Raw genomic sequence first — 21,808 nt, forward strand, 5'->3', positions numbered from 1 at the left:
TGGGCGCACTGGCTTCCCCAAACAACGACGGCAGAGCTATTCGATCCAGCAGAGAGGGACGGATGATCCAACCGCTTGTCGATCTCCACCCTTGTGGGGGAGATGGCCGGCAGGCCAGAGGGGGTGCCATACGGGATGTCTAATCTGTAACTCTCCACCCACCCATCAGCGAAATTTCAAATAAGCATCAACGCTTCGCCTTTGACTGCGGCCTTCGGTTGCCGCTATCAGCACGGTAACTCTTTACCCGAGATGTCCCGATGCCCCTCGACCGCTTTGCCCCCGCTCTCTTCGTTTTCCTCTGGTCCACGGGCTGGGTGGTGGCGAAATTTGCGGCGCTGCATTCCGAGCCCTTTACCTTTCTTTCGATACGTTATGCGCTGTCGGCCTTGGCCTTCCTGGCCTTTTGCCTAGTGACCAAGGCCCAATGGCCGAAGAGTCGGGCGACGGTGCTGCGGGCCATTTATTCCGGCTTTTTCCTGCACGGCTTCTATCTCGCCGGTCTCTGGTGGGCGATCGCCAACGGCGTGCCGGCCGGCATATCTGGGATCATCGCGGCGCTGCAGCCGTTGCTGACGGCGACGGCGGCTCCCTTTCTCGTCGGCGAGCGGTTGCAGAAGACCCAACAGGTCGGCCTCGCTCTCGGCTTCATCGGTATTGCCATCGCGATTTCGCCGAAGCTGTTCGATCCGGCGACGGCCGATCTCAGCCATGCCGCCCTGCCGCTGGCGATCAACCTCATCGCCATGGGCTCCGTCACCTACGGTACGCTTTATCAGAAGAAACATCTGCAATCCGGCGACCTCAGGACCATCGCGACGCTGCAATATGTCGGCGCTCTCATCCTCACCCTGCCGCTGTCGCTGATTTTCGAACACCAGCATTTCGACGGCACCCCGCAGGCCTATGGCGCGCTTCTCTGGTCGGTCTTCGGCCTGTCGATGGGCGGTGTCGGGCTGCTGCTTTACCTCATCCGCCGCGGGCAGGTCTCGCGCGCCGCTTCGCTGATCTACCTGATGCCGCCGGCCGTCGCGATCGAAGCCTTCATCGCGTTCGGGGAGCGGCTGACGCTGCCGTTGATTCTGGGCACGGTGATCGTCGTGACGGGCGTATATATGACAAACCGCAGGGTCCTTCAGCAGGCCCAGGCGAGCGTATAGGCTGATCGCTGCGCCAATGTCGAACAAGCGGATGGCCTGAACCTCAACTGACCGAGGTCGCCGGCGATTGCCGACGACCTCACATCCAAAGCGCCGTAGAGCGCTACTCGGCACATCAAGCAGCAAGCAACGATCAGTTGCGGGGCTGCAGCAGCGCCAAGGCAACCGTTGACGCAGCCAGCACAGCGGTGAGAGTCAAGGGTCCCACAGCGCCGTAGTGGTCGACGATATAGCCGCCAAAAACCGCGCCGATACTGATGGCCACCTGGAAAGAGACGACCATCAGGCTACCCGCCGCCTCCAGAGCGTCGGCGGCCGCGCGGGAAAGATTGGTCGGCAGCACTACCGGCGCCATGCCGAAGGCAAACCCCCAAAGCGTGACGAGTGCAAACGCAACGCCGGCATGAGCGCCCCAAAGCACCAGAGCGAGTGCGGCAAACGCCATCAATACAGCCGTGACAGCCAGTGCCATGCGGATGCTCGCGTCGGCCATCCGGCCACCGGCAACATTGCCGATCACGGAGGCGATGCCGAACCCGAGCAGCGCCAGGGCGATCGATTTGGTTTCAAGGAGCGTCACTTGTTCTAGGAAGGGACGCACATACACCGATCCGGCAAAATGCCCGGTCATCAGCAAAAGGATGGCAAGCATTCCCAGTTGAATGCCGCCCCGTCGCGTTAGCCGGAAAACGTCGGCGAGGCTGTTGCTTGTGCTTGTAGGGAGCGTCGGCAGGCTGAGCAGCTGCAGCAGCATGGCAAGCGCGGCAAGCCCGGCTGTCATTGCCATGGCGCTGCGCCATCCCAGCCAATCGCTGATCAAAGCACCCATTGATGGGGCAGCGATCGTGGCGAGCGAAACGCCGAGGGTGACGATAGCCATGCCCCGACCTGTCGCATTTGCGCCGACCAGCCTCGCAACGACGGCCACTGAAAGCGCCCAGAAACCGCTCAGCGCGATGCCCAACCCAGCCCGGCCCAGCAACAACAGCCAAAAATCGGTCGCTAACGATGCAAGTATGTTAGAGCCGACAGCCAACGCACTGAGACCGACCAAGACCGCCTTGCGGTTCAGTCTGCCGATCAGAACATTGCTCAACAGGGCGGCCACGGCGCCGACGGAAGCGGTGGCGGTGACGACTTGTCCGGCCGTTCCTTCGGAAATGCCGAGGTCGCGCGCCATTGGCGTCAGCAGGCCCGCCGGCAGGAACTCAGCAGATACCAGTGCAAAGCTGGTGGCCGCCATCGAAAGAACGGCAAACCAGGTTGCCGCGCTCCACGCCGATGGTTCAGGCGTCTCCAGGCCAATTGCGGCCCCGTCAAATTGTGATGTTGTGTCCGTCATTGATGGATCTCCTGTGTTCGGAGATCTTCATAGACGAAGTTGTCAGGATGATATGTGTCTCAAAATCCGAAATCCATATCCATTCGTCCGGAACTTGTGCGACGCACAATCCCAGGTGAAACGTTTGTGACGCGCTTGAAGGCACGCGCGAAAGACGCCTCGGACTCATAGCCCAACCGGGAGGCAACCTCGGCAACCGACATGCCGTTTTGCGCCAGCAAGTCGCGGGCAAGCTGCATGCGCAGACGGGCGAGATAATGTGCCGCGCCTTCTCCCAAGATAGCGCTGAAGCGCTCGGCGAAGATCGAGCGCGACTGGCCTGCCACACCAGCGAGGCTTTCGAGGGTCCAGTTATGGCCAGGATCCCTATGCATGGCCGCCAACACACGACCGATATTGGGATCGCGGATGGCGGCGAGCCAGCCGGTGGTGGAGGCTCCACTGCAGTTGACCCAGCAGCGGATAAGCCGGGCTGCGAGCAAGTCCGCCATACGCGACAAGACCGTCGCGCTTCCCATCTGGGGCTGTGCCGCCTCCGCCGACATAGCGGCCAGCAGGGGGCCTACGATCGTGTCATTACCGGCCACGTCGCAGCCCTTGATGATCGGCGGCATCAGGGCGATCAAGGGGTTAAGCGCATGGGCGCCCAAAGTCATGGAGCCGCAGAAGAGGGTGCTAGTGGCGCCCGTTCCTTCCCGCAAGACGTCGCAGACGTTGCTGCCCAAATTTGTAATCTGACAGCTTTTAAGCGAGTCGCCCTCAACGTCCGGCGCGCTCGCCAATCGATGTGCGATGCCTTGCGGCAGCAGCACCAGATCGCCATCGTTCAACTCCTGCCAACCGTGGGCTTCGGTATGGATCCAGCACGGACCCTGGCTGACGAAGTGAAAACGAAGCAGCTGTTGTTGCGGAAAGGCGATGCTCCATGGATGCCTGAGCTCACAGCGCCCATAGTTGACTCCACTCAAGCGAAAGTCCTGCAGGACTTCGCTCAGGGCATCCACTGGGATGGTTGACGGCGACAACGGCCGGGACGGATGGTCAAGCATGGAGCCAATTTAGGTCTCAAGCGTCCGGGATGCAAGCGGTCCGGCTTCTCGGCGCGGTCTTTGCGGCGTTATGCTGCCCGTCGACGGCGGCTTCACAGCGCATTGTTTTGCAAGGCTCCCGCCAGTGCTGCGAAGGCGGCTTCGATCTCCTCAACCGGGGCCGTTCAGAAAACGGGAAGCGCGACCGAGTACTGCCGTCGCGGTGTTGCCGTCTGCACGCTGAGAAAAGGCCGGGGCATCTCACCCAATGCTCCGGCCTCATATTCAAGACCGAAGCACCGGCCTTTTCGCCTTGAAATCAATCGGCGCCTCAGGCGCGTTCGCGGCGCTGGCCACCGTTGCGGTTGCCGCCACGGCGGTTGCCGCCGTTGCCGTCGCGGCGCTGTTCGCCGCCCTGGGCCTGGTGTGGGCCGCGATCTTCGCCGTGTTTGCGGGCCGGGCGGCCGTGGGCGTGCCGGCCGTTGCCGCGGTGATGACCGCTCGGCTCCCCATTGGCGTGGTGGCCATTGCCGCCATGGGCGGGGCGCTGCGGCTTTGCCGGGCGGAAATCGGAGGTCGAGGCCAGATCATTGTCGGGGCCGAAATCCGGGGCCGCTTCGCCGCGGCGCTGGCCGCGGAAGTCCGCGTTGCGGCTTGGGCGCTCGGGACGCGGACGGCGCTCACGGCGTTCCTCACCGCCGGCGCGGGTTTCGCTGCCTTCGCCGTCGCGGCGCGGGCGGCGTTCCTGGCGGCTGCCGCGATGTTCCGAACGGTTGGCATCGTCACGGCCTTCGCCGCGGCCCTGGCCGCCGCCGCGATTGCGGTTGTTGCCATTGCCGTTGCCGCGGCGCGGGCCGCTGGCACTGATATGTGCCGGCGGCTCGCCGCTGGCAACTGATATGTCGATGCCCATCAGGCGCTCGATATCGCGCAGCAGCTTGGCCTCGTCGGGGGCGCAGAAGGCGATAGCGATGCCGTCGCGGCCGGCGCGCGCCGTGCGGCCGATGCGATGGACATAGGCATCCGGCACTTCCGGCAGGTCGTAGTTGTAAACGTGGCTGACGGCCGGGATATCGATGCCGCGGGCGGCGACGTCGGTGGCGATCAGCGTCTTGATGCTGCCGTCGCGGAAGGCCTTCAGCGCTCGCTCGCGCTGGCCCTGGCTCTTGTTGCCGTGGATGGAGGCGACGGAATAACCGATATTGTCGAGATGCTTCATCAGCTTCTCCGCACCATGCTTTGTGCGCAGGAAGACGATGGCGCGGCCGTCGGGGTTTTCGGTCAGCGACTTGCGCAGCAGTTCCGTCTTGTCGTTCTTGCCGGCGACGAAATGCACATACTGCTCGACCTTGTCGGCAGCCTTGCCGGGCGGCGTGACTTCGACCTTCACGGGATCGACGAGATATTCGCCGGCGAGATCGGCGATCGCCTTCGGCATGGTGGCCGAAAACAGCATGGTCTGGCGCTTCTTCGGCACCAGCTTGGCGATCTTGCGCAAGTCGTGCACGAAGCCGAGGTCGAGCATCTGATCGGCCTCGTCGAGCACGAGATAACGCACCGTCGTCAGCGTGATGGCGCGGCGGTTGACGAGGTCGAGCAGGCGGCCGGGCGTGGCGACCAGGATGTCGGTGCCCTTTTCGAGCTGCAGTTGCTGCTTGTTGATCGAGACGCCGCCGACGACGACGTTGACGCGCAGATGCGACTTGCGGATGAACTTCTTCAGGTTGTCGGCGATCTGGTTCACCAGCTCACGGGTCGGCGCCAGGATCAGCGTCCGCGTCGTCCGGTTATCAGGGCGGCGCTCGTCAGCGAGCAGCTTTTCGATGAGCGGCAGGCCGAAGGCGGCTGTTTTGCCGGTCCCGGTCTGGGCAAGGCCGATCAGGTCGCGGCCTTCGAGGAGGAGGGGGATGGCCTGTTCCTGGATCGGCGTCGGTGTTTCGATGCCGAGCTGGAACAAGGTTGCGACGATCGGCTTGGAGACACCAAGCGATTCAAAATTAGTCAAGGCATAACCTTTCGGGGCGCCACAATGATTAGCGCCGGAACGCACCATGCGATCCGGTTTCATTCTGGCGTCAAGAACCCCGCGTGAAGTGGGAACTTGCAAGTTGGAAAAAGCTTTCCAGCGCTTCTGGCCGCTGATTGGGAGTGCGGCGTTCTATCGAAATGCGCTTTTGTCCCTTCTTCCTGCGTTTCGTATTTTCTAGCAGGGGCACGCTCACGCGGCGGCCGGAAGGGTGAAAGCTGAGCCGCATTTGGGCTAGTTCGCTGGAAAAGTCAAGTGCAGCGCACAAAAAGGCATTAGCTCCGGTCGGGCGAGGGCATTCTGAGGACGAAACTTTCCGATGCGCTTTCCGCGCCGTTGACAAGGATGGCAATGCGATGCTCGCCGGGATAGTAGCGCCGCGTGGTGATTGGCCGCATGGCGTGGCGGCGTCCGATCGCATGGGTTTGGCGGGGGGCTAATGTAACCGTCTTGCATTTGAAGACCTTGGGCGAAAGCGAGCCATCGGCTTTCACGTGGTGGATGGCGTAGTCGATCATCAGTGAGTGGGTGGTTTCGCCTGAATTGGTCAGGCGGATTTCGAAATCCAGCCCTTCGCCGAACATCACCTGCCGTTCAGAAGCCGCAGCTCGCACGTCAGCGCGGCAGCGGCACCGAAACCGAAATTGGCAAGCGCCCGCGCATGGCCTTTCTTCAGGAGTGTGCGAGAGGCATGTTTCAGCAGACGGCGGCGCTCGGCCGATGCACCCTCGATGTGGCCGGCGATGAGGGCGGCGACCAGATCCGGATGATCCTTGGCGATATCGTTCAGACTGTTGGTGACGGAGCGGCGCACATAATCCTCCGGATCATCCATCAGCGCGGTGAGGATCGGCAGGATTGGCGCGGGATCTTTCACGAGCTGCGGCAGCCGCATGGCCCAGGGCAGGCGCGGCCGCGTTCCTTCGCTCGCCAGCCGGCGCACATGCTGGTCGGGATCGCCGACCCAGCTGGAGATGATGGTAAGCGCGCGCTCCTGGTCACGATGGATGAAGGGACGGATGCCGAATTCGCCGGTGAAGTGCGGCGTCAGCGCCTTCAGGAGATCAAGGCCGAGATCGAAATGATCAGGGCCACGGGCAGCGATGAACTGATTGACCGGCAACAGCATCCAGCCGGAAAGCCCGGGTCTGCCCGATGCAGGCAGGCTCGCTATCAGGATGGCGGCGGCTTCGGGGAAATCGCCGGGAAGAGTGGCGAACAGCGCGTCGCGGATTAGCGCCGAGCGCTCCATTAGTTCCAGCGCTGCGATGCCGTCGGTCGCGAGCCTTATGAAGCGCTCCCTGTCGAAGGACGGCGCGTTGAAGGCGATGCGATCGGCCATATCGCCAGCCAGCCCTTCATGCAGCAGGTTCTTGAGCGGTTCCGGCATGCTGATCCTCCCTCTGTGGCAGGATTGGACCGGCGCCGCCGGGAGGTCAAGCGGCGCCGGATGTGGTTTTTATTCCGGGCAGACCTTGACGCGGTAGGGGTCGCCCCAATCGTCGTGCCGCCATTCGATGTGGCAAGACGGCCGGTAATAGGTCCGGTAGACGGGATAAGGGCGATAGGCGGGGTAGGCCGGATAGACGGGGTAGGCAGGGCGGGCGGCCTCTGACAGCAGGGCGCCGCCGACGACGCCAGCGGCAAGGCCGCCCCAGAAGGCATCGCGGGGATGGGCATCGGCTGTGGTGGCGGTGGCGAGAGAGGCGCCGGCACAGGTCAGCGCGATTAGGCCCGTCGCCATGGTCTTATGAAGAACGGACATGGTATTTTCCTTGATTTAGACTGGCTTCTCTAAAGCCATGGCCAGACTCCGCCCGGATCGCGGCGGAGCGATGGCCGCACAAGGGCTCTCCGGATTAAATTTTGGTCATGATTTCAACGGCAGTCGAGAGCGAAACGGATTGCGGCCGGCCGCATTTGCTGCCGACGATGCTTCGGGTTCGCGCAGAAAATGCGGCCTCTTCGCCTGATAAGCCGGCGTGTAAAATTCCGCTCTCGAAATTTATGGTTAAAACCTTGTTAAAAGCCTCGGCGTTATAGTCTTTGTCGTTGATATTTCATTCATTGCGGGAGCGACAATTATTTGAAATCAGCCGGCGACATTCTGGAATTGGCTTGCCGCCGGATCGCTGATCTGGACACCCCGGCCTATGTCAAGAATAGCGAGCTGCGCTACATCGCCGTCAACGAGGCCTATGCCGATTTCCTCGGCCGCGAGATTTCCGATTTCATCGGCAGGCGGAGCCGCGAGCTCTTCGACCGTCCCGAGGAAGAGGATCGCGAGGATAAGGAGCGCCGTGCGCTGGTGTTCGGCACCGAGGAAAACGCCGTCTGCTTTGATGCCGCGGGCGTTGGCCACGAGCGCATCCAGATCGAAAGCTTCTCGCCGTCGCCGGAGCGGATTTACGTCCTCGGCATCTTTGAAGACCGCGAGCGCCGGGCCGTTGCCGGCAGGAAGGCCGCCGGCAGCTCTCAGGCTGTAAACGATTCCGGAACTGCCGCCGACCTCGCCCAGGTGCGCGAGGCACTGGAGAATCTCGCTCATCCGATCGGCATCATTGCGGCGGACGGGCGCCCGCTGGTCGTCAATGCAGCCTATCGCAACGGCGCGACGCCGGTGGCCGCCGGCGAATCGGCTTGGGGAGAGAGCGTCAACGAACTCGACGTTCTACGTACCGTCCTGGAGGACCTGCCGGTTGCGGTTTTCGTCCGCGACGACAAGCACCGCCTGGTCTATGCCAACAAATATTATGAGACCTTCAGCGGGCGCGCCCGCTCCGAGTATCTGGGAATGACCGAACACGAAATGTTCGGGCCGGAAGGTGCTGAGGCGATCTACCAGGAAAACCTGCTGGCGCTCAGGGACGGCATTTCGGTGGAGCTCGAGAGCGAGATGCCGAGCAATAGCGGGCATGTCTATCCCGTCATCTCGCGCGTCAACCGTGTCATGACGGCGGATGGGCGAACCTATGTCGTCGGCTCCTTTTCCGACATCTCGCCACTCAAGGAACGCGAAAAGGCGCTGATTGAATCGCGCAAGCAGCAAGAGATACTGCATCGGGACATCGAGAGCATTCTGCGTTCGCTGCCGATCGGCGTGCTGATCCTCGATAACGACCACCAGATTCTCTACGTCAACGACGAATTCTACAGCATCTGGGAACTGCCGCTCGACGATCGCTTCGACGGCCGCCCGTTCATCGACGTCATCCGCCGCAATGACGAGCTCGGCCGCTACGACGGGACGCAGACGCCGGAAGAGATCTACGCCTTCCGCAAACATCTGTTCGAGGCCGAAGAGCCCGAGCCGATCGAGCTTGGCTGGGCGGGCGGCAAATCCGTGATCTTCGACAGCCGCCGCATCTCCAACGATCGTATCCTGCTGACCTATGCCGATATTTCGGCGGTGCGCGAGCGGGAAAAGGAAATCCACGAGACGCGTGCAGCCCTTGAGCGGCTCGGCGAAATGATGCGCGACGCGACGCACGCCATGTCGCAGGGCATTGCCATCGTTCAGGACGGAATCATCAAGATGTCCAATGAGGCGATGGCCGATATCCTGCAGATCCCGCCGCACTATATCGAGGCTGGCCAAGGCTGGCTCGGCATGTTCGAATTCTGTGCGGCGCGCGGCGATTTCCACGATGCGGCGGAACAGATCCTGCAAGAGTGGCGCGCCAACATCGCGGCCAGGCAGCCGATTTCCACCGCCTTCCATGTCGGCGGCGAGCGCTGGGTAAACATGGATGCAACGGTCAGCCGGGGACAGCATTGGGTGGCGCTGTTCACCGACGTCACCGAACTCAAGAGCCGCGAGGAGGAATTGCGCCAGCTCCTGTCGCGCGCCGAAGCCGCCGACCGCGCCAAATCCGAATTCCTTGCCAATATGAGCCACGAGATCCGCACGCCGATGAATGGTGTACTCGGCATGGCGGAACTGCTGGCCAAGACCAATCTCGACGCGCGCCAGAAAACCTTCATCGACATCATCGTCAAGTCGGGCAATGCGCTGCTGACTATTATCAACGACATCCTCGATTTTTCGAAGATCGATGCCGGACAGATGAAACTGCGCAAAGCCGCTTTCGATATCACCGAAGCGGTGGAGGATGTGGCGACACTCCTCTCCTCGCATGCAGCCGAGAAGAATATCGAACTCCTGGTGCGGGCAGCACCGGACCTGCCGGCCGCGGTGATCGGAGACGCCGGTCGTTTCCGCCAGATCGTCACCAATCTCGTCGGCAACGCCGTCAAGTTCACCGAGCGCGGCCATGTCTTCGTCGATGTCGGCTTCGAGACGATCGCTGGTGGGGAGATCATGGCGATCATCCGCATCGAGGATACCGGTATCGGCATTCCCCGAGAAAAGCTCGAAACGGTCTTCGACAAGTTTTCGCAGGTCGACACCTCGTCGACCCGCCGGCATGAGGGAACGGGGCTCGGCCTTGCGATCACTGCCGGCCTCGTCGATCTCTTCGGCGGCTATATCAATGTCGAGAGCGAATGGGGCAAGGGCTCTGTCTTCACCATCAATCTGCCTTTAGCGGTGGCGGCCGCCCGCCTCGAGCCGAAGCCGCTGCCGATCAATGTACAGGGCGCGCGCATCCTCGTCGTCGACGACAATGAGGTGAACCGCCGCATTCTCACCGAGCAGCTTTCGCTCTGGGGCTTCGACGGAGTGGCTGCCGAGGGTGGCGGCACCGGTCTGGCGATCCTCAAGGCAGCGGTCGATCTCGGTGTCACCGTGGACGCCGTCGTGCTCGACTATCACATGCCCGACATGAACGGCGCCGATGTCGCGCGCCGGCTGCGCGCCGATCCCCGCTTCGTCGAACTGCCGATCATCTTCCTGACGTCGATGGATATTTCCGGCACGGAAAAGGAATTCGCGGCGCTGAACGGCCATGCGCATCTGATGAAGCCGGCACGCGCCAACGTGCTGCGCAACACCGTCGTCGAAGTGGTGCGCGCCCGCCGCGTGAAGCAGGCTTCGGAAGCCGAGATCGCCCGCCTGCGGGTTGAGGCGGCCGTGCCGGCGCCCGCGCCTGCCCTGGTGCCGCAGAAGCGGACGGCCGAATTCGTCGACGTCCTCGTCGCCGAGGACAACGAGGTCAACCAGATCGTCTTCACCCAGATCCTGCAGTCGACGGGGCTTTCCTTCCTGGTCGTCAACAACGGGCAGGAGGCAGTTACCGCCTGGGAGAGCCACACGCCGCGCATCATCATGATGGACGTTTCGATGCCCGTCATGAACGGTCATGAGGCGACACGGACGATCCGCGAGAGGGAAAAGGGGCAGGGCCATCGGGTGCCGATCATCGGCGTCACCGCCCATGCGCTCGAAAGCGACCGCGAGGCCTGCCTCGATGCGGGCATGGACGACTACATGTCGAAGCCAATCAGCCCGGAACTGCTGGAGGAGAAGATCCGGCAATGGCTCGGCAAGGACGAGCTGCAGCCGGAGCGCACCAGCTACTGATCTTTTATTCGCTGAACGCCTTTATGCCGCAGAGCATTTCGCGCTTGCCGGCGAAGCCCTTGCGGCGTTCGACGGCAAAGCCGGCGGCGATGAGGTTGCGGCGCACGAAGCCGGCCGCGGCGTAAGTTGCGAAGGTGCCGTCGGCCACGGTCTTTTCGTTAACCTCACGCATCAGTTCCACCGACCACATGTCGCCGTTGCGCGAGGGGGCGAAGCCATCGAGATACCAGGCGTCGAAGCCGGGCTTTGCCGCCGCGACGCCGTCGAGCGCCGCGCCGCAGACGACGCTGAGCCGCGTCTGGGCATCGAGATCGAGCGAGACAGTGCGAACAGGCGTCTGCGGCCATGCCGCCGTCAGGGCTTCGCGCTCGGCATCGATTTCGCCCCAGTGCGAGAGCGCCCGGCCGATCTCTTCGCCGCGCATCGGGTGCAGTTCGAAGGAGATGAAATGCAGGTGCTGACCGTCTGCTCGGTGCAGTTTCCATTGCCGCCAGGTCTCGGCAAAGTTGAGCCCGGTGCCGAAGCCGAGTTCGCCGATCACAAATTCGGGCCGCCCACTCCAACGCTCCGGCAGGCCGTTGCCGGCCAGGAAGACGTGCCCGCATTCCAGCCGGCCATCGGTCTGGCAATAAAAATGATCGCCAAAGGCGGTGGAATAGGGCATATCGCCGTCGCGCCATTCGAGCGGCTGCGGCGCGCCCGCGCCAATCTTATCGGGGTTCACGTCTTTCATGGAAAAAGCCGATAGTCCTCAGCAAGCGCCCGGTCAATCTTCTTGCGATTTGCTGATCGTCGGCGGTGGCATCATGGGTCTCTGGGCTGCCGTCCATGCCGAACGCCGCGGCATGAGCACCCTCCTCGCCGACGCCGGCAGCTTGGGCGGAGGCGCGAGCGGCGGCCTGCTCGGCGCGCTGATGCCGCATATGCCGGACCAGTGGTCGGAGAAAAAGCAGTTCCAGTTCGACGCGTTGGTCTCGCTTGAAACCGAAATTGCCACGCTTGAGGCCGAAACCGGGCTTTCGGCTGGCTACAACAGGTCTGGGCGGCTGATCCCGCTGCCGAAGCCGCATCTCAAGCGCATCGCCCGCGGCCATTCCGGGAACGCCGAACGCCATTGGCGGGCAGGCGAACGCCACTTCCACTGGCATGTGCTCGACAGGGCGCCAGTCGGTGGTTGGCCCGACGCATCTGCCGGCGAAAGTGGCTTCGTGCATGATACGCTCGCCGCCCGTGTTGCGCCCCGCTCATTGATCTCAGCGCTCATCGCCTTGCTGCGGCGGGCAAAACACGTGCGTATCATGGAGCATGCGGCCGTTGCCGCCCTCGATCCCGATCGTGGCACCGCGGAAATTGGCGGCGAAACCATTGCCTTCAGCCGCTGCATCCTGGCTGCCGGCCATCAGTCCTTTCCGTTGCTGCAGGAGCTGACGCCGGGGGCGAAAAGGCCGCTCGGCCAGCCAGTGAAGGGGCAGGCGGCGCTGTTGAGGGCCGATGTCGACCCGGCGCTGCCGACGATCTTCCTCGATGGGCTCTACTTGGTGGCGCACGAAGGCGGGTATGCGGCAATCGGCAGCACCAGCGAGAACCGCTTTGACGATCCCGGCTCGACCGACGCGCAACTCGACGCGCTGATCGAGGCGGCGCGGGCGATCGCGCCGGCGCTCCGCAACGCCCCTGTCATCGAGCGCTGGGCAGGGCTTCGCCCGAAGGCCATCGACCGCGATCCGATGATCGGCCGCCATCCCGTCCATCCCCGATTGATCGCACTGACCGGCGGTTTCAAGGTCAGCTTCGGACTGGCGCATCGGCTGGCGGAAGCTGCGATTTGTATCGCCGGCGATACAGATTGTGAATTTTCGCTGCCGGAAAGCTTCGCGATATCAAGCCATATTGCTGTCGCTTCACGTTAAACGTGAATTAGATACAGCTGCGTTTCGTTATTCTGTCATGCAAATCACCTATCTGCTTGCGCATTGGAAGCGCCGGATCTTGCCGGCGCTCACTTCCTTGATGGAGGAAATTGCATGCGCTATGCCATTTGCTTCACGCCTCCGGCGAGCGACCCCCTGTCGCTCGTGGCCGCCAATTGGCTAGGCCGAAACGTGTTTTCGGGCGATATGGTGGAGCCTCCGGCCGTCCGCGGCCTCGGCATTCACGAGATCGCCTTTTATACCGCCGTGCCGCGACGCTATGGTTTTCACGGTGTTTTGAAGGCGCCTTTTCACCTGTCCGCCGGCACGTCGGAATCGCAACTCCTGCGCGATCTCATGCGTTTTGCCGGGACCTATGCCCCTTTCCAGATTCCCCGTCTGGAGATCGCCCGGCTCGGCAGTTTTTACAGCCTGATGCCGAGCGCTCCCTGTGAGCCGATCCAGTATCTGGCTTCGGCGATCGTCCAGGAGTTTGATCGTTTCCGGGCGCCGCTGAGTGAAGCCGACATCGAGCGAAGTGATCCCGACGGGTTGTCGGCGGCGCAATTTGCCAATCTGCATCGTTGGGGCAATCCCTATGTGATGGAGGAGTTCCGCTTCCATATGCCGGTGACGGGCCCCATCAATGCGATCGACATGCCCCGCATCGAGCCGGTGCTGCGAACGATCTTCGAGCCCGTCTTGAGGGAGCCGGTGATGGTTTCGAATGTGGCTTTGATGATCGAGGAAGGCACCGGCGGCCCCTTCCGCGTTCACTCGCTCCACCCGATGGGCAAGGTCAGCGCGCGCAGGATCGCCTGAGCCGATATCAAGCTAAGCCATTGTGAATGACAGAGAAATTTTGCTGCGCAGTTTCCGTCTCGACATTCCGGCTGCGGATGATACCGTTCCCCGTCTTTTCAGAAGGTGATTTGATGGTATCCGAGACCTACCCGCGCAATCTCGTCGGCTACGGGCGTCAGACGCCCGATCCGAAGTGGCCGGGCGACGCCCGCGTCGCCGTGCAGTTCGTCATCAATTACGAAGAGGGCGGCGAAAGCTGCATCCTCGAAGGCGATCCGGCTTCCGAAAACCTGCTGTCGGAGATCGTCGGCGCGGCCGCCTGGCCGGGGCAGCGCAATCTCAACATGGAATCGATCTACGAATATGGTTCGCGGGCAGGCTTCTGGCGGCTCTGGCGGATGTTAACCGGTCTCAAGGTGCAGGCGACCGTCTACGGCGTGACGCTGGCGATGGCCCGCAATCCCGAAGCCGTCGCGGCCATGAAAGAGGCCGGCTGGGAGATCGCCAGCCACGGTTATCGCTGGCTGGAATACAAGGATTTCCCCGAGGATCTGGAGCGCAAGCACATTCTCGAAGCCGTGCGCCTGCATACCGAAATTACCGGCGAGCGGCCCTTCGGGATGTACCAGGGAAAACCTTCCGACAACACGCTGCGACTGGTGCAGGAAGAGGGCGGTTTCCTCTATTCCTCCGATTCCTATGCTGATGACCTGCCTTACTGGGTGAAGGGCATCGACGGGAAGCCCTTCCTGATCATCCCCTATACGCTCGAAACCAATGACATGCGTTTTGCCACGCCGCAGGGTTTCAACGCCGGCGATCAGTTCTTCACCTATCTCAAGGATGCTTTCGATACGCTTTATGAGGAAGGGAAGGACGGCAGCCCGAAGATGATGTCGGTCGGCCTTCATTGTCGCCTCGTCGGGCGTCCGGGCCGGGCGGCCGCTCTGAGGCGCTTCATCGAATATGTGCTGAAACATGACAAGGTCTGGATCCCGCGCCGCATCGAGATCGCCGAGCACTGGCACAAGCATCATCAGCCGGATGCGCTTTAATGCTGTCGCGCGAGGATTTCGTTTCCCGCTTCGGCGGCGTCTTCGAGCATTCCCCTTTCATTGCTGAACGCGCCTATGACGCGGGCAGCCTAACGGAGCCGCTGACGGCATCAGCTGTGCACGCAGCGCTCACCGCCGTCTTCCGTGCGGCAAGCCGGGATGAGCGTCTCGGCATTCTGCGCGCCCATCCCGATCTTGCCGGGCGTCTGGCGATAGCAGGTGAACTCACGGAAGACAGCCGCAAGGAGCAGGCCGGCGCCGGTCTCGATCGGCTGAGCCCGGCCGAACATGCCCGCTTCACCGAACTTAATGCAGCCTATGTCGAAAAATTCGGCTTTCCCTTCATCATCGCCGTCAAAGGGCTCGACAAGGACGATATCCTTTCTGCCTTCGAAACGCGGATCGGCAATGACCTGGATGAGGAATTCGCGACCGCCACGACACAGGTCGAGCGGATCGCGCTGCTGCGCCTGACATCGATGTTGCCGGAGGGCGAATGAGCGAGCATCGTGCTATCGACTATCTCAATGAAATGCAGAAGGCGGCAGCCGAAGCGCTATACTTCGTGGGCGGAATGGATGAGGCGGCCTTCGCCGAGGACAATCTCACCTTCAAGGCGGTTGCCTTCTGCCACTTCACCATCGGCGCGGCTGCGTCCCGACTGCTCGTAACCCATCCGGAATTCGCAACCGAGCATCCCACTCTGCCGTGGACAAAAATCTGCGGAACGGGCAACCGTATCCTGGAAGACGTCTTCGCCCTCGATGCCTCCGACATCTGGGATGCAACCTATCGCACGCTGCCGGAACTTCTCGTCGAGATCGACGCCATTCGTCACTGGCATGCCGAAGGCGAGTGAACCATTGTCTGATTTTCTCGACATCCGCCCGCTTACCAGATCGGCCTTCGCCCCCTTCGGCGAAGTGATCGAAGCCGATCCAGCCTCGATGCGGCTCATCAACGGCGGCACGACCGAGCGCTTTCATGCATTGGCCGCAGCCGAGGCGGCGGGCGAGGGCGCGCGCGTCATCATCAATATCTTTCGCGGCCAGCCGCGCAGCTTCCCCTATGACGTCGACATGATGGAGCGCCATCCGTTCGGCAGTCAGAGTTTCTCGCCGATTTCCGGCCGCCCCTTCCTCGTCGTCGTCTCCGAGGACGAGGGCGGACGTCCGGGCAGGCCGCAGGTGTTTTTCGCGCGCGGAAACCAGGGTGTGAACTATCGCCGCAATGTCTGGCATCACCCCCTGATGGCGCTCGGCCAGACCTCCGATTTCCTGGTCGTCGACCGCGACGGCCCTGGCAATAATCTTGAGGAATTCTTCTTCGAAACCCCCTATGTCATCAAAGAGCCAGCCCCATGACCGGACTGACGACACATGTGCTCGACACCGCCCTCGGCAAGCCCGCCGAGGGCCTCAGGATCGATCTTTTCCAGCTCGACGGCGAGATCCGCAGACATCTGAAAACGGTGGAGACCAATGCGGACGGCCGAGTCGATGGTGGCCCGATGCTTGCCGGCGAAAACTTTCACGTCGGCACCTACGAATTGGTCTTCCACGCCGGTGAGTATCTCAGGGCCTGCGGCACGCCGCTGCCGCATCCGGCCTTCCTCGACCTAGTGCCGATCCGCTTCGGTATCGCGGATGTCACTGCGCACTATCACGTGCCGCTGCTGCTTTCGCCCTATGGCTATTCCACCTACCGGGGAAGCTAGATGCGTTTTGCCGCAATCGCCGACATTCACGGCAACTATCTGGCGCTCGAGGCGGTGCTTGCCGATATTCAGGCGCAGGGCATCGAGGAGATCGTCAATCTTGGTGATTTCTTCAGCAGTCCGCTGAATGCCGGCCGGACAGCTGATCTGCTGATGGCGCTCGGCCTGACCTCGGTGCGCGGCAATCACGACCGCTATCTCATCGAGCAGGACCCGGCCCTAATGCACGCCTCGGATGCCGTCGCCTACCGGCAACTGACGCCATCCCATCTCGATTGGCTGCGGGGTCTGCCGTTCGATACCGTCTATCGCGGCGAGGCCTATCTCTGCCACGCAACGCCGAAGGACGACAATCTCTACTGGCTTGAGTCCGTCTCGCCGGAAGGGCTTGTCTTCCTGAAGCCGATCGAAGCGATCGAGGCGCTCGCCGAAGGCATCGACCTGCCGCTGATCCTCTGCGGCCACAGCCATGTGCCTCGCGCCGTTCGCCTCTCCAATGGCCGGCTTATCGTCAATCCCGGCAGTGTCGGCTGCCCTGCCTATGATGACGTGCTGCCCTATTATCACAAGGTCGAAGCCGGCCATCCGTTGGCCGGCTATGCCATTCTAGAAAAGACGGCGGCGGGATGGACATGGCAGTTCAGGAACGTCGCCTACGACCATATGGCGATGTCGGCACTGGCCGCCGAAAGGGGCCGTGCCGACTGGGCGAGCGCGCTGGCGACAGGCTGGGTGCGATAGCCCGGACCTGTCTGCGCTCTGATCAATCCTTCTCCGGCGCCTGAGGGGCGATCGTCTGTGCAGGAGCCGCGGCCGGTGCCACAGGCTTTACTGGCGTGGCAGGCGGGGTTGCCTGTTTTGCAGGAGCCGCGGCTGAAATTACCGGTTTTGCGCCATCAAGCTTTCCAAGCAGGGATGAAATGGCATTGTCGCCGTCGAAGCCGGCCTCCTTCAACAATTTGTCGAGGATCGGCTTGTTGGCCTGATAGGAGAGCAACTGGCCGGCCAGCCCATCGCCGAGACCAATGCCGCTTTCACCGTTCGCGCCGTTTCCGCGGCCGAGCATGCCGCCGGTGTCGAAGATCCTGATGTCGGAGATCTTCTCGATCGGCTTGACCGCCTCGGCGAGTGCCTCGGGAATGATGCGGATACGCTCGCGAGTGATCTCGAACTCGATGATGGTCTGGCTGAGCTTGTTGCGGGCTTCGTTGAGCAGGGCTTCGCTTTCAGCCTGAGCCCGGCCGGTTTCGAGAATGCCCTTGGCCTTGATGATCGCCGCATCCGCTTCGGCGGTCGCAAGCGTCTTGATGGCTTCCGCCTGGTCGATCGCGGCCTGTTTCTCGGCTTCGGCGCCGACGGTGACGGCGGTGGCTTCGGTTTCGGCAGTCTTGCGCGCGTCGATCACGGCGATCTGCTTTTCGCGCTCGGCGATTTCGATGGCCTTGGCGGTGCCGACCTTTTCCTCTGCCGCGATGGCGCGGGCGCGGGCCATTTCGGCAGTGGCCTTCGCCTCGGATTCCTCGCGGCTCTTGTTGGCAACGGCGATGGCGCTTTCCTGGGCGACGATCTGAAGGTCGCGCTTGGCTTCGGTATCGCGCTGCTGGACGGCGCGGGCGGCATCGATGTTTGCGCTTTCGCGGGCCTGCTTGGCGGCTGCCTCGCGCTCGGCGATCGCCTGTTCGGAGGCGATGCGGGCCTCCTCCTCGGCGCGTTTGGCCGCCTGTTCCTGCTGCGCGGTTTCGGCGCGGGTCGCGGCGGATTTGTTGGCGATGTCGCGTTCCTGGTTGAGCTCGGCTTCGCGCTTCGTCCGTTCGATCGCCAGCGACTGCTGGCGGGCTTCCAGATCCTTCTGGGCAATGGCGACTTCGGTATCGCGAACGATTTCGTTTCGCTCCTTCTTGCGGCCCTCGGTGATGCGGGTCAGCGCCGCCAGACCTTGGGCGTCGAAGAAGTTGTTGGCGTTGAAATGCTTGATGTCCGTTTGATCGAGGCGGGTGAGCGACACAGATTCCAGCTCGAGACCGTTCGACTGGAGGTCGGCGCCGACGGCTTCCTGCACCGCCTTGACGAAATCCATGCGCTGCTCCTGCAGCGCGTCGAGGTTCATGGTCGCCGCCACCGAGCGAAGGCCATCGACGAATTTCGCTTCGATGAGGATGCGGAGCGCCTCGGCGTCGTTGGTGCGGCTGCCAAGCGTCTGGGCGGCCAGCGCGATCGAGGAGCCGTCGGGTTTGACGCGGACGTAGAATTCGGCGCCGATATCGACGCGCATGCGGTCCTTGGTGATCAGCGCATCGCCTTCGCCGCGGCGGACTTCGAGGCGCAGCGTCTTCAGGTTCACCCGGGCGATCGAGTGGAAGATCGGCAGAACGACTGAACCGCCGTCGAGCACGACCTTCTGGCCGCCGAGACCGGTGCGCACATAGGCCTCGTCGCGGCTGGAGCGCGTATAGAGAGAGGCGAGGACAAAACCGATGCCGAAGATCAGAACGATGCCGATGCTGGCCGGTAGAATAATGTCATACATCATGGCTGCTCCCTGAAAGATTGATTATCCGCTGCAGCGGGATCCGCCAGTGCGGGAATGGCGATAAATACATCTGCCTTGCGATCGACGAGGAGAACCTCGGTGCCGACCTTGAGAGGGCCTTGGTCTCTGGCGGCCTTGGCTCTCAGCACGTGCCAGTTTCCATGCTGGTCCTTGACGCGGACGCGTCCGGGCAGTCCCTGGTCGAGCGGGCCGAGCGATACTTCGGCGGTCCGGCCGATCAGCGCGTCGAGATCGACGGCATAGGTCTCGTCGTGCGGCACGATCCGCGCCACGGTCCTGCTCGATGCCCTGACCATGGGAACCGTGACCAGGATGGCGGGAATGGCGGCGACGGCGGCAGGAAGCGGGGCCCAGAAGGCGTTGGCGACGGCCTGTATGGCAAAGCCCGTCATGGCGAAGAAGCCGAGCGCCAGCATGATGAGGATGAGCAGGGGAACGCCGCCGACATTGAGCCAGGACAGATAGCCCGAAAGCCCGTCATGGCCATGGAAATCCGGTTTTCCCAGAAATTCCATGATCGAAAAACCCATGACGGTCGCAAGCATTTCGATTGCGGTCAGGCCTGCGAGCACGGCGGCGGCGATGGCGAAGGGAGCACATTCGGGGGCGAAGAGAAGTGCCATCGGCGTTACCGGTTATCCGCCTTGAAGCGCGCGAGGCGCGCCTCGATTGCCTGTTCGCGGTGCAGCCGGTCGAGTTCGTCCAGTTCGGAACTATGGATATGCTCGTCTGATGGAACGCCGGTCAGCCGCGAGACCGCGGCGGCGGCGCGGGCCGCACCCGCGCCCGGCGTGGGCCTGCCGTGCCCGGCCGCGGCCTGTTCGGGATGCTGGGCGATGCTACGCTTGAAATCGGCAAGGCGGGCGTCGGCCTCGCGGCGCGTTGCAAGCACAGCCTGCAGGGCTTTCTGGCCGTCGTCCACCTGCTCGCTGGCATCGGCCAGCGCCTTGTCGAGCGCGGCGATCTGGGATTCCAGATCGATCTGGCGGGCGACGCCGGCCTTTGCGAGATCGTCGCGCCCGGAGGAGACGGCGAGGCGGATCTTTTCATCGAGCGCGTTTATGTCCTCGACGATTTCGTCCCTGCGGCTCTGGATACGGTATTCCTCGGCGCGCGCCTTGCCGAGGTCGGTGCGGGCCTCGTCCGCCGCCGCATCGATCTCGCGGATTGCCTGTTCGATAACGGCGATCTTGTTGACGCCTTCCGCCTTGTCGACCGCTGCATTCGCGATGCCCGCGATCAGGCGACCCATGCGTGAAAGAATGCCTTCATTCGCCATGTTTTCCTCCATCCGAGCGGAATTCGGCGTGACGCCGATGTGAATCTCGTAATGATTGTGGCCGGCAACAAGATAGGCCGGAAAAATACTCTCCCATCCCCTGGAATAACCTGCGACGTCGAAGGGTACGGCAACGCGTCCGTGCACGGTGGCGATCGTCAGGTCCGCAGGGCCTTTGATGGCGAAGAGCTTGTCGTCGAGCGGCAGCTGCGGCGGATCGGCGATCACGCCGCGATTGGCGGCGAAATCGCGAAGGCCGAGTGTGACCAGCCGTGCCGGCAGGCCCGTCTGGTCGCGAACGGTTTCATAGGCAAGCTCATGCAGGACGACGAGATTGGCGCCCGCCTTGTCGTCGATGATCTCAGTGAGGATGTCGATCATCCTGCGATAGGCGGCAATGGTGTCGTCAAGCGCCTGCCGGGCCTGATGATCCGGCGCCAGTGTGTAGCGCAGCAGCGATGGGTGAGATGTCTTACCTATGTTTGCCATAGCATAAAACATAAAGCACCGCTTTTGTGCTTTCAAGAGGTTGCGCTGAAAATACAACCTGGTTTTAACGGAGGGAGGTTTGGAAGGAGCACGTGCCAAGCAACTCGAAAGAAACAGCGTTCGACATAGTTTCCGGAATAGCTTGCCGATGCAAGGACCAGCGCCCGATCGGCTCCGCTTCCTATCCGGCGGCCGTTTGCGCCTCACGAATACCGGCGCGGATACGGTTGATGGTGGTCCATACGAGAAGCAGAGCCACAACTGCCCAAAGCCACGAGGTCCACGCTGCAAATGTACCTCCAACCGCGATAAAGATGCCGAGCGCGCCGAACAGCACCGCACGGTCGCTCTTGCCCAGCGGCCCGTCGTAACGCCGGCTTGCGCCGACCGTTTGACCGAGGATGCCGGCAACTTCCGTCAGCGCCGAGAGGAATATGACAGCCATGACCGGCATCAGATCGTTCGGATCGATGAGCGCAAACGGCAAATAAAGGGCGGCATCCGACACGACGTCCCCGATCTCGTTGAGATAGGCGCCCAAAATGCTCGTCTGCCCATGTTCGCGCGCCAGCATGCCGTCAATGGCATTGAGGCCCATGCGCAGCAGAAACCATACAGGCACCAAGAGAAACCAATGCGGAAGCGGGGCGACGCTCAGAAAAAGGCCAAGTGCAACCGAGATGGCGGCAGCAACCGAGGTCACCTGATTGGCGGTGACGCCTCGTGCCGCCAGGGAGCGCACCAGAGGGCGGAGAATATCCTGAAATCGGGACTTCAATTGGTAAACGGACATGCTACCTCAGTGGAATTTCGTGGCATGATCATAGTCTATCGGCTCGGACGTGCAGATCGTCGTACTTGTGAGGAAAGTCCCATTCCATGTCGGTCTTCTCAAGGACTTACATTTGCAGCTAGACTTTTGCAATAAAAGCAAATCACTGTTGCCGCTAATGGTTGCAACTCAT

General features: G+C 62.3%; 19 protein-coding genes and 1 pseudogene. 10 read left to right on the plus strand and 10 right to left on the minus strand.

The genetic code is table 11. The features are described from left to right. The first annotated feature begins 260 nt into the window (after window positions 1-260). Window positions 261-1,160, plus strand: coding sequence for a DMT family transporter (locus HJC00_RS17280; RefSeq protein WP_210630333.1), 900 nt, complete (start codon window positions 261-263; stop codon window positions 1,158-1,160). A 133-nt stretch (window positions 1,161-1,293) separates the two neighbouring features. Here the strand turns inward: HJC00_RS17280 and HJC00_RS17285 are convergent, their stop codons facing one another. The 5 genes and pseudogenes from HJC00_RS17285 to HJC00_RS17305 all read right to left on the minus strand — a co-directional run bounded on the left by HJC00_RS17285 (window position 1,294) and on the right by HJC00_RS17305 (window position 7,321). Then, a complete protein-coding gene (locus tag HJC00_RS17285; protein ID WP_210630335.1) occupies window positions 1,294-2,502 on the minus strand; it encodes an MFS transporter in 1,209 nt (402 codons plus the stop codon). Window positions 2,503-2,561: 59 nt separating this feature from the next. Then, window positions 2,562-3,551 carry an AraC family transcriptional regulator gene (locus tag HJC00_RS17290; RefSeq protein WP_221164402.1) on the minus strand — a complete coding sequence of 330 codons (990 nt, stop codon included), beginning with the start codon at window positions 3,549-3,551 and terminating at the stop codon, window positions 2,562-2,564. A 310-nt stretch (window positions 3,552-3,861) separates the two neighbouring features. Continuing rightward, complete coding sequence (locus HJC00_RS17295) at window positions 3,862-5,583, minus strand: DEAD/DEAH box helicase (RefSeq protein ID WP_210631580.1); 1,722 nt, start codon at window positions 5,581-5,583, stop codon at window positions 3,862-3,864. 248 nt (window positions 5,584-5,831) lie between these two features. Continuing rightward, window positions 5,832-6,946: pseudogene (locus HJC00_RS17300) on the minus strand (DNA alkylation repair protein). Between the two features lie 69 nt (window positions 6,947-7,015). Next, window positions 7,016-7,321, minus strand: a complete 306-nt coding sequence (locus HJC00_RS17305; RefSeq protein WP_210630340.1) for a hypothetical protein — start codon at window positions 7,319-7,321, stop codon at window positions 7,016-7,018. A 321-nt stretch (window positions 7,322-7,642) separates the two neighbouring features. On the opposite strand from HJC00_RS17305, the gene HJC00_RS17310 reads away from it, so the two are divergent. After that, window positions 7,643-11,038 (plus strand): response regulator, encoded by a 3,396-nt coding sequence (locus tag HJC00_RS17310; RefSeq protein WP_210630342.1) that lies wholly within the window; start codon window positions 7,643-7,645, stop codon window positions 11,036-11,038. Between the two features lie 4 nt (window positions 11,039-11,042). Here the strand turns inward: HJC00_RS17310 and mnmD are convergent, their stop codons facing one another. Next, window positions 11,043-11,771 (minus strand): tRNA (5-methylaminomethyl-2-thiouridine)(34)-methyltransferase MnmD, encoded by a 729-nt coding sequence (gene mnmD / locus HJC00_RS17315; RefSeq protein WP_210630344.1) that lies wholly within the window; start codon window positions 11,769-11,771, stop codon window positions 11,043-11,045. Between mnmD and HJC00_RS17320 the strand changes: the two genes are divergently transcribed. From HJC00_RS17320 to HJC00_RS17355, 8 genes are all read left to right on the plus strand, one after another. Then, window positions 11,770-12,948 carry an FAD-binding oxidoreductase gene (locus HJC00_RS17320; RefSeq protein WP_221164403.1) on the plus strand — a complete coding sequence of 393 codons (1,179 nt, stop codon included), beginning with the start codon at window positions 11,770-11,772 and terminating at the stop codon, window positions 12,946-12,948. The two genes, mnmD and HJC00_RS17320, sit on opposite strands and share 2 nt — an antisense overlap. Window positions 12,949-13,062: 114 nt before the next feature. Continuing rightward, window positions 13,063-13,770: a DUF1045 domain-containing protein gene (locus HJC00_RS17325; protein WP_221123053.1), complete on the plus strand. Its 708-nt coding sequence runs from the start codon at window positions 13,063-13,065 to the stop codon at window positions 13,768-13,770. 113 nt (window positions 13,771-13,883) lie between these two features. After that, a complete protein-coding gene (gene puuE, locus HJC00_RS17330; protein ID WP_221164404.1) occupies window positions 13,884-14,807 on the plus strand; it encodes an allantoinase PuuE in 924 nt (307 codons plus the stop codon). Beyond that, window positions 14,807-15,307 carry a 2-oxo-4-hydroxy-4-carboxy-5-ureidoimidazoline decarboxylase gene (gene uraD, locus HJC00_RS17335; RefSeq protein WP_221123051.1) on the plus strand — a complete coding sequence of 167 codons (501 nt, stop codon included), beginning with the start codon at window positions 14,807-14,809 and terminating at the stop codon, window positions 15,305-15,307. Before puuE ends, uraD begins: the two co-directional genes overlap by 1 nt. Beyond that, on the plus strand, window positions 15,304-15,666 hold the full coding sequence (locus tag HJC00_RS17340; RefSeq protein ID WP_210630351.1) for a DUF86 domain-containing protein: 363 nt from the start codon (window positions 15,304-15,306) through the stop codon (window positions 15,664-15,666). The genes uraD and HJC00_RS17340 overlap by 4 nt, the downstream gene beginning before the upstream one ends. Continuing rightward, window positions 15,650-16,171, plus strand: coding sequence for an ureidoglycolate lyase (locus tag HJC00_RS17345; RefSeq protein ID WP_221146933.1), 522 nt, complete (start codon window positions 15,650-15,652; stop codon window positions 16,169-16,171). Before HJC00_RS17340 ends, HJC00_RS17345 begins: the two co-directional genes overlap by 17 nt. Further along, complete coding sequence (gene uraH, locus HJC00_RS17350; protein WP_210630353.1) at window positions 16,168-16,524, plus strand: hydroxyisourate hydrolase; 357 nt, start codon at window positions 16,168-16,170, stop codon at window positions 16,522-16,524. Before HJC00_RS17345 ends, uraH begins: the two co-directional genes overlap by 4 nt. Further along, the gene (locus HJC00_RS17355) at window positions 16,525-17,265 is read left to right on the plus strand and encodes a metallophosphoesterase (RefSeq protein ID WP_210630354.1); all 741 of its coding nucleotides are present in this window, start codon (window positions 16,525-16,527) and stop codon (window positions 17,263-17,265) included. Window positions 17,266-17,287: 22 nt separating this feature from the next. Here HJC00_RS17355 and HJC00_RS17360 read toward each other — a convergent pair whose 3' ends face one another. The 4 genes from HJC00_RS17360 to HJC00_RS17375 all read right to left on the minus strand — a co-directional run bounded on the left by HJC00_RS17360 (window position 17,288) and on the right by HJC00_RS17375 (window position 21,636). Continuing rightward, the gene (locus HJC00_RS17360) at window positions 17,288-19,054 is read right to left on the minus strand and encodes a flotillin family protein (RefSeq protein WP_221164405.1); all 1,767 of its coding nucleotides are present in this window, start codon (window positions 19,052-19,054) and stop codon (window positions 17,288-17,290) included. After that, window positions 19,051-19,698, minus strand: coding sequence for an OB-fold-containig protein (locus HJC00_RS17365; RefSeq protein ID WP_221146935.1), 648 nt, complete (start codon window positions 19,696-19,698; stop codon window positions 19,051-19,053). The genes HJC00_RS17360 and HJC00_RS17365 overlap by 4 nt, the downstream gene beginning before the upstream one ends. Before the next feature lie 5 nt (window positions 19,699-19,703). Beyond that, on the minus strand, window positions 19,704-20,843 hold the full coding sequence (locus tag HJC00_RS17370) for a PspA/IM30 family protein (protein WP_221164406.1): 1,140 nt from the start codon (window positions 20,841-20,843) through the stop codon (window positions 19,704-19,706). A gap of 181 nt (window positions 20,844-21,024) precedes the next feature. Then, window positions 21,025-21,636, minus strand: coding sequence for a CDP-alcohol phosphatidyltransferase family protein (locus HJC00_RS17375; protein WP_210630357.1), 612 nt, complete (start codon window positions 21,634-21,636; stop codon window positions 21,025-21,027). Between the last annotated feature and the right edge of the window lie 172 nt (window positions 21,637-21,808).

The sequence above is a fragment of the Rhizobium sp. NLR22b genome (assembly GCF_019685295.1).
Lineage (GTDB): Bacteria > Pseudomonadota > Alphaproteobacteria > Rhizobiales > Rhizobiaceae > Rhizobium.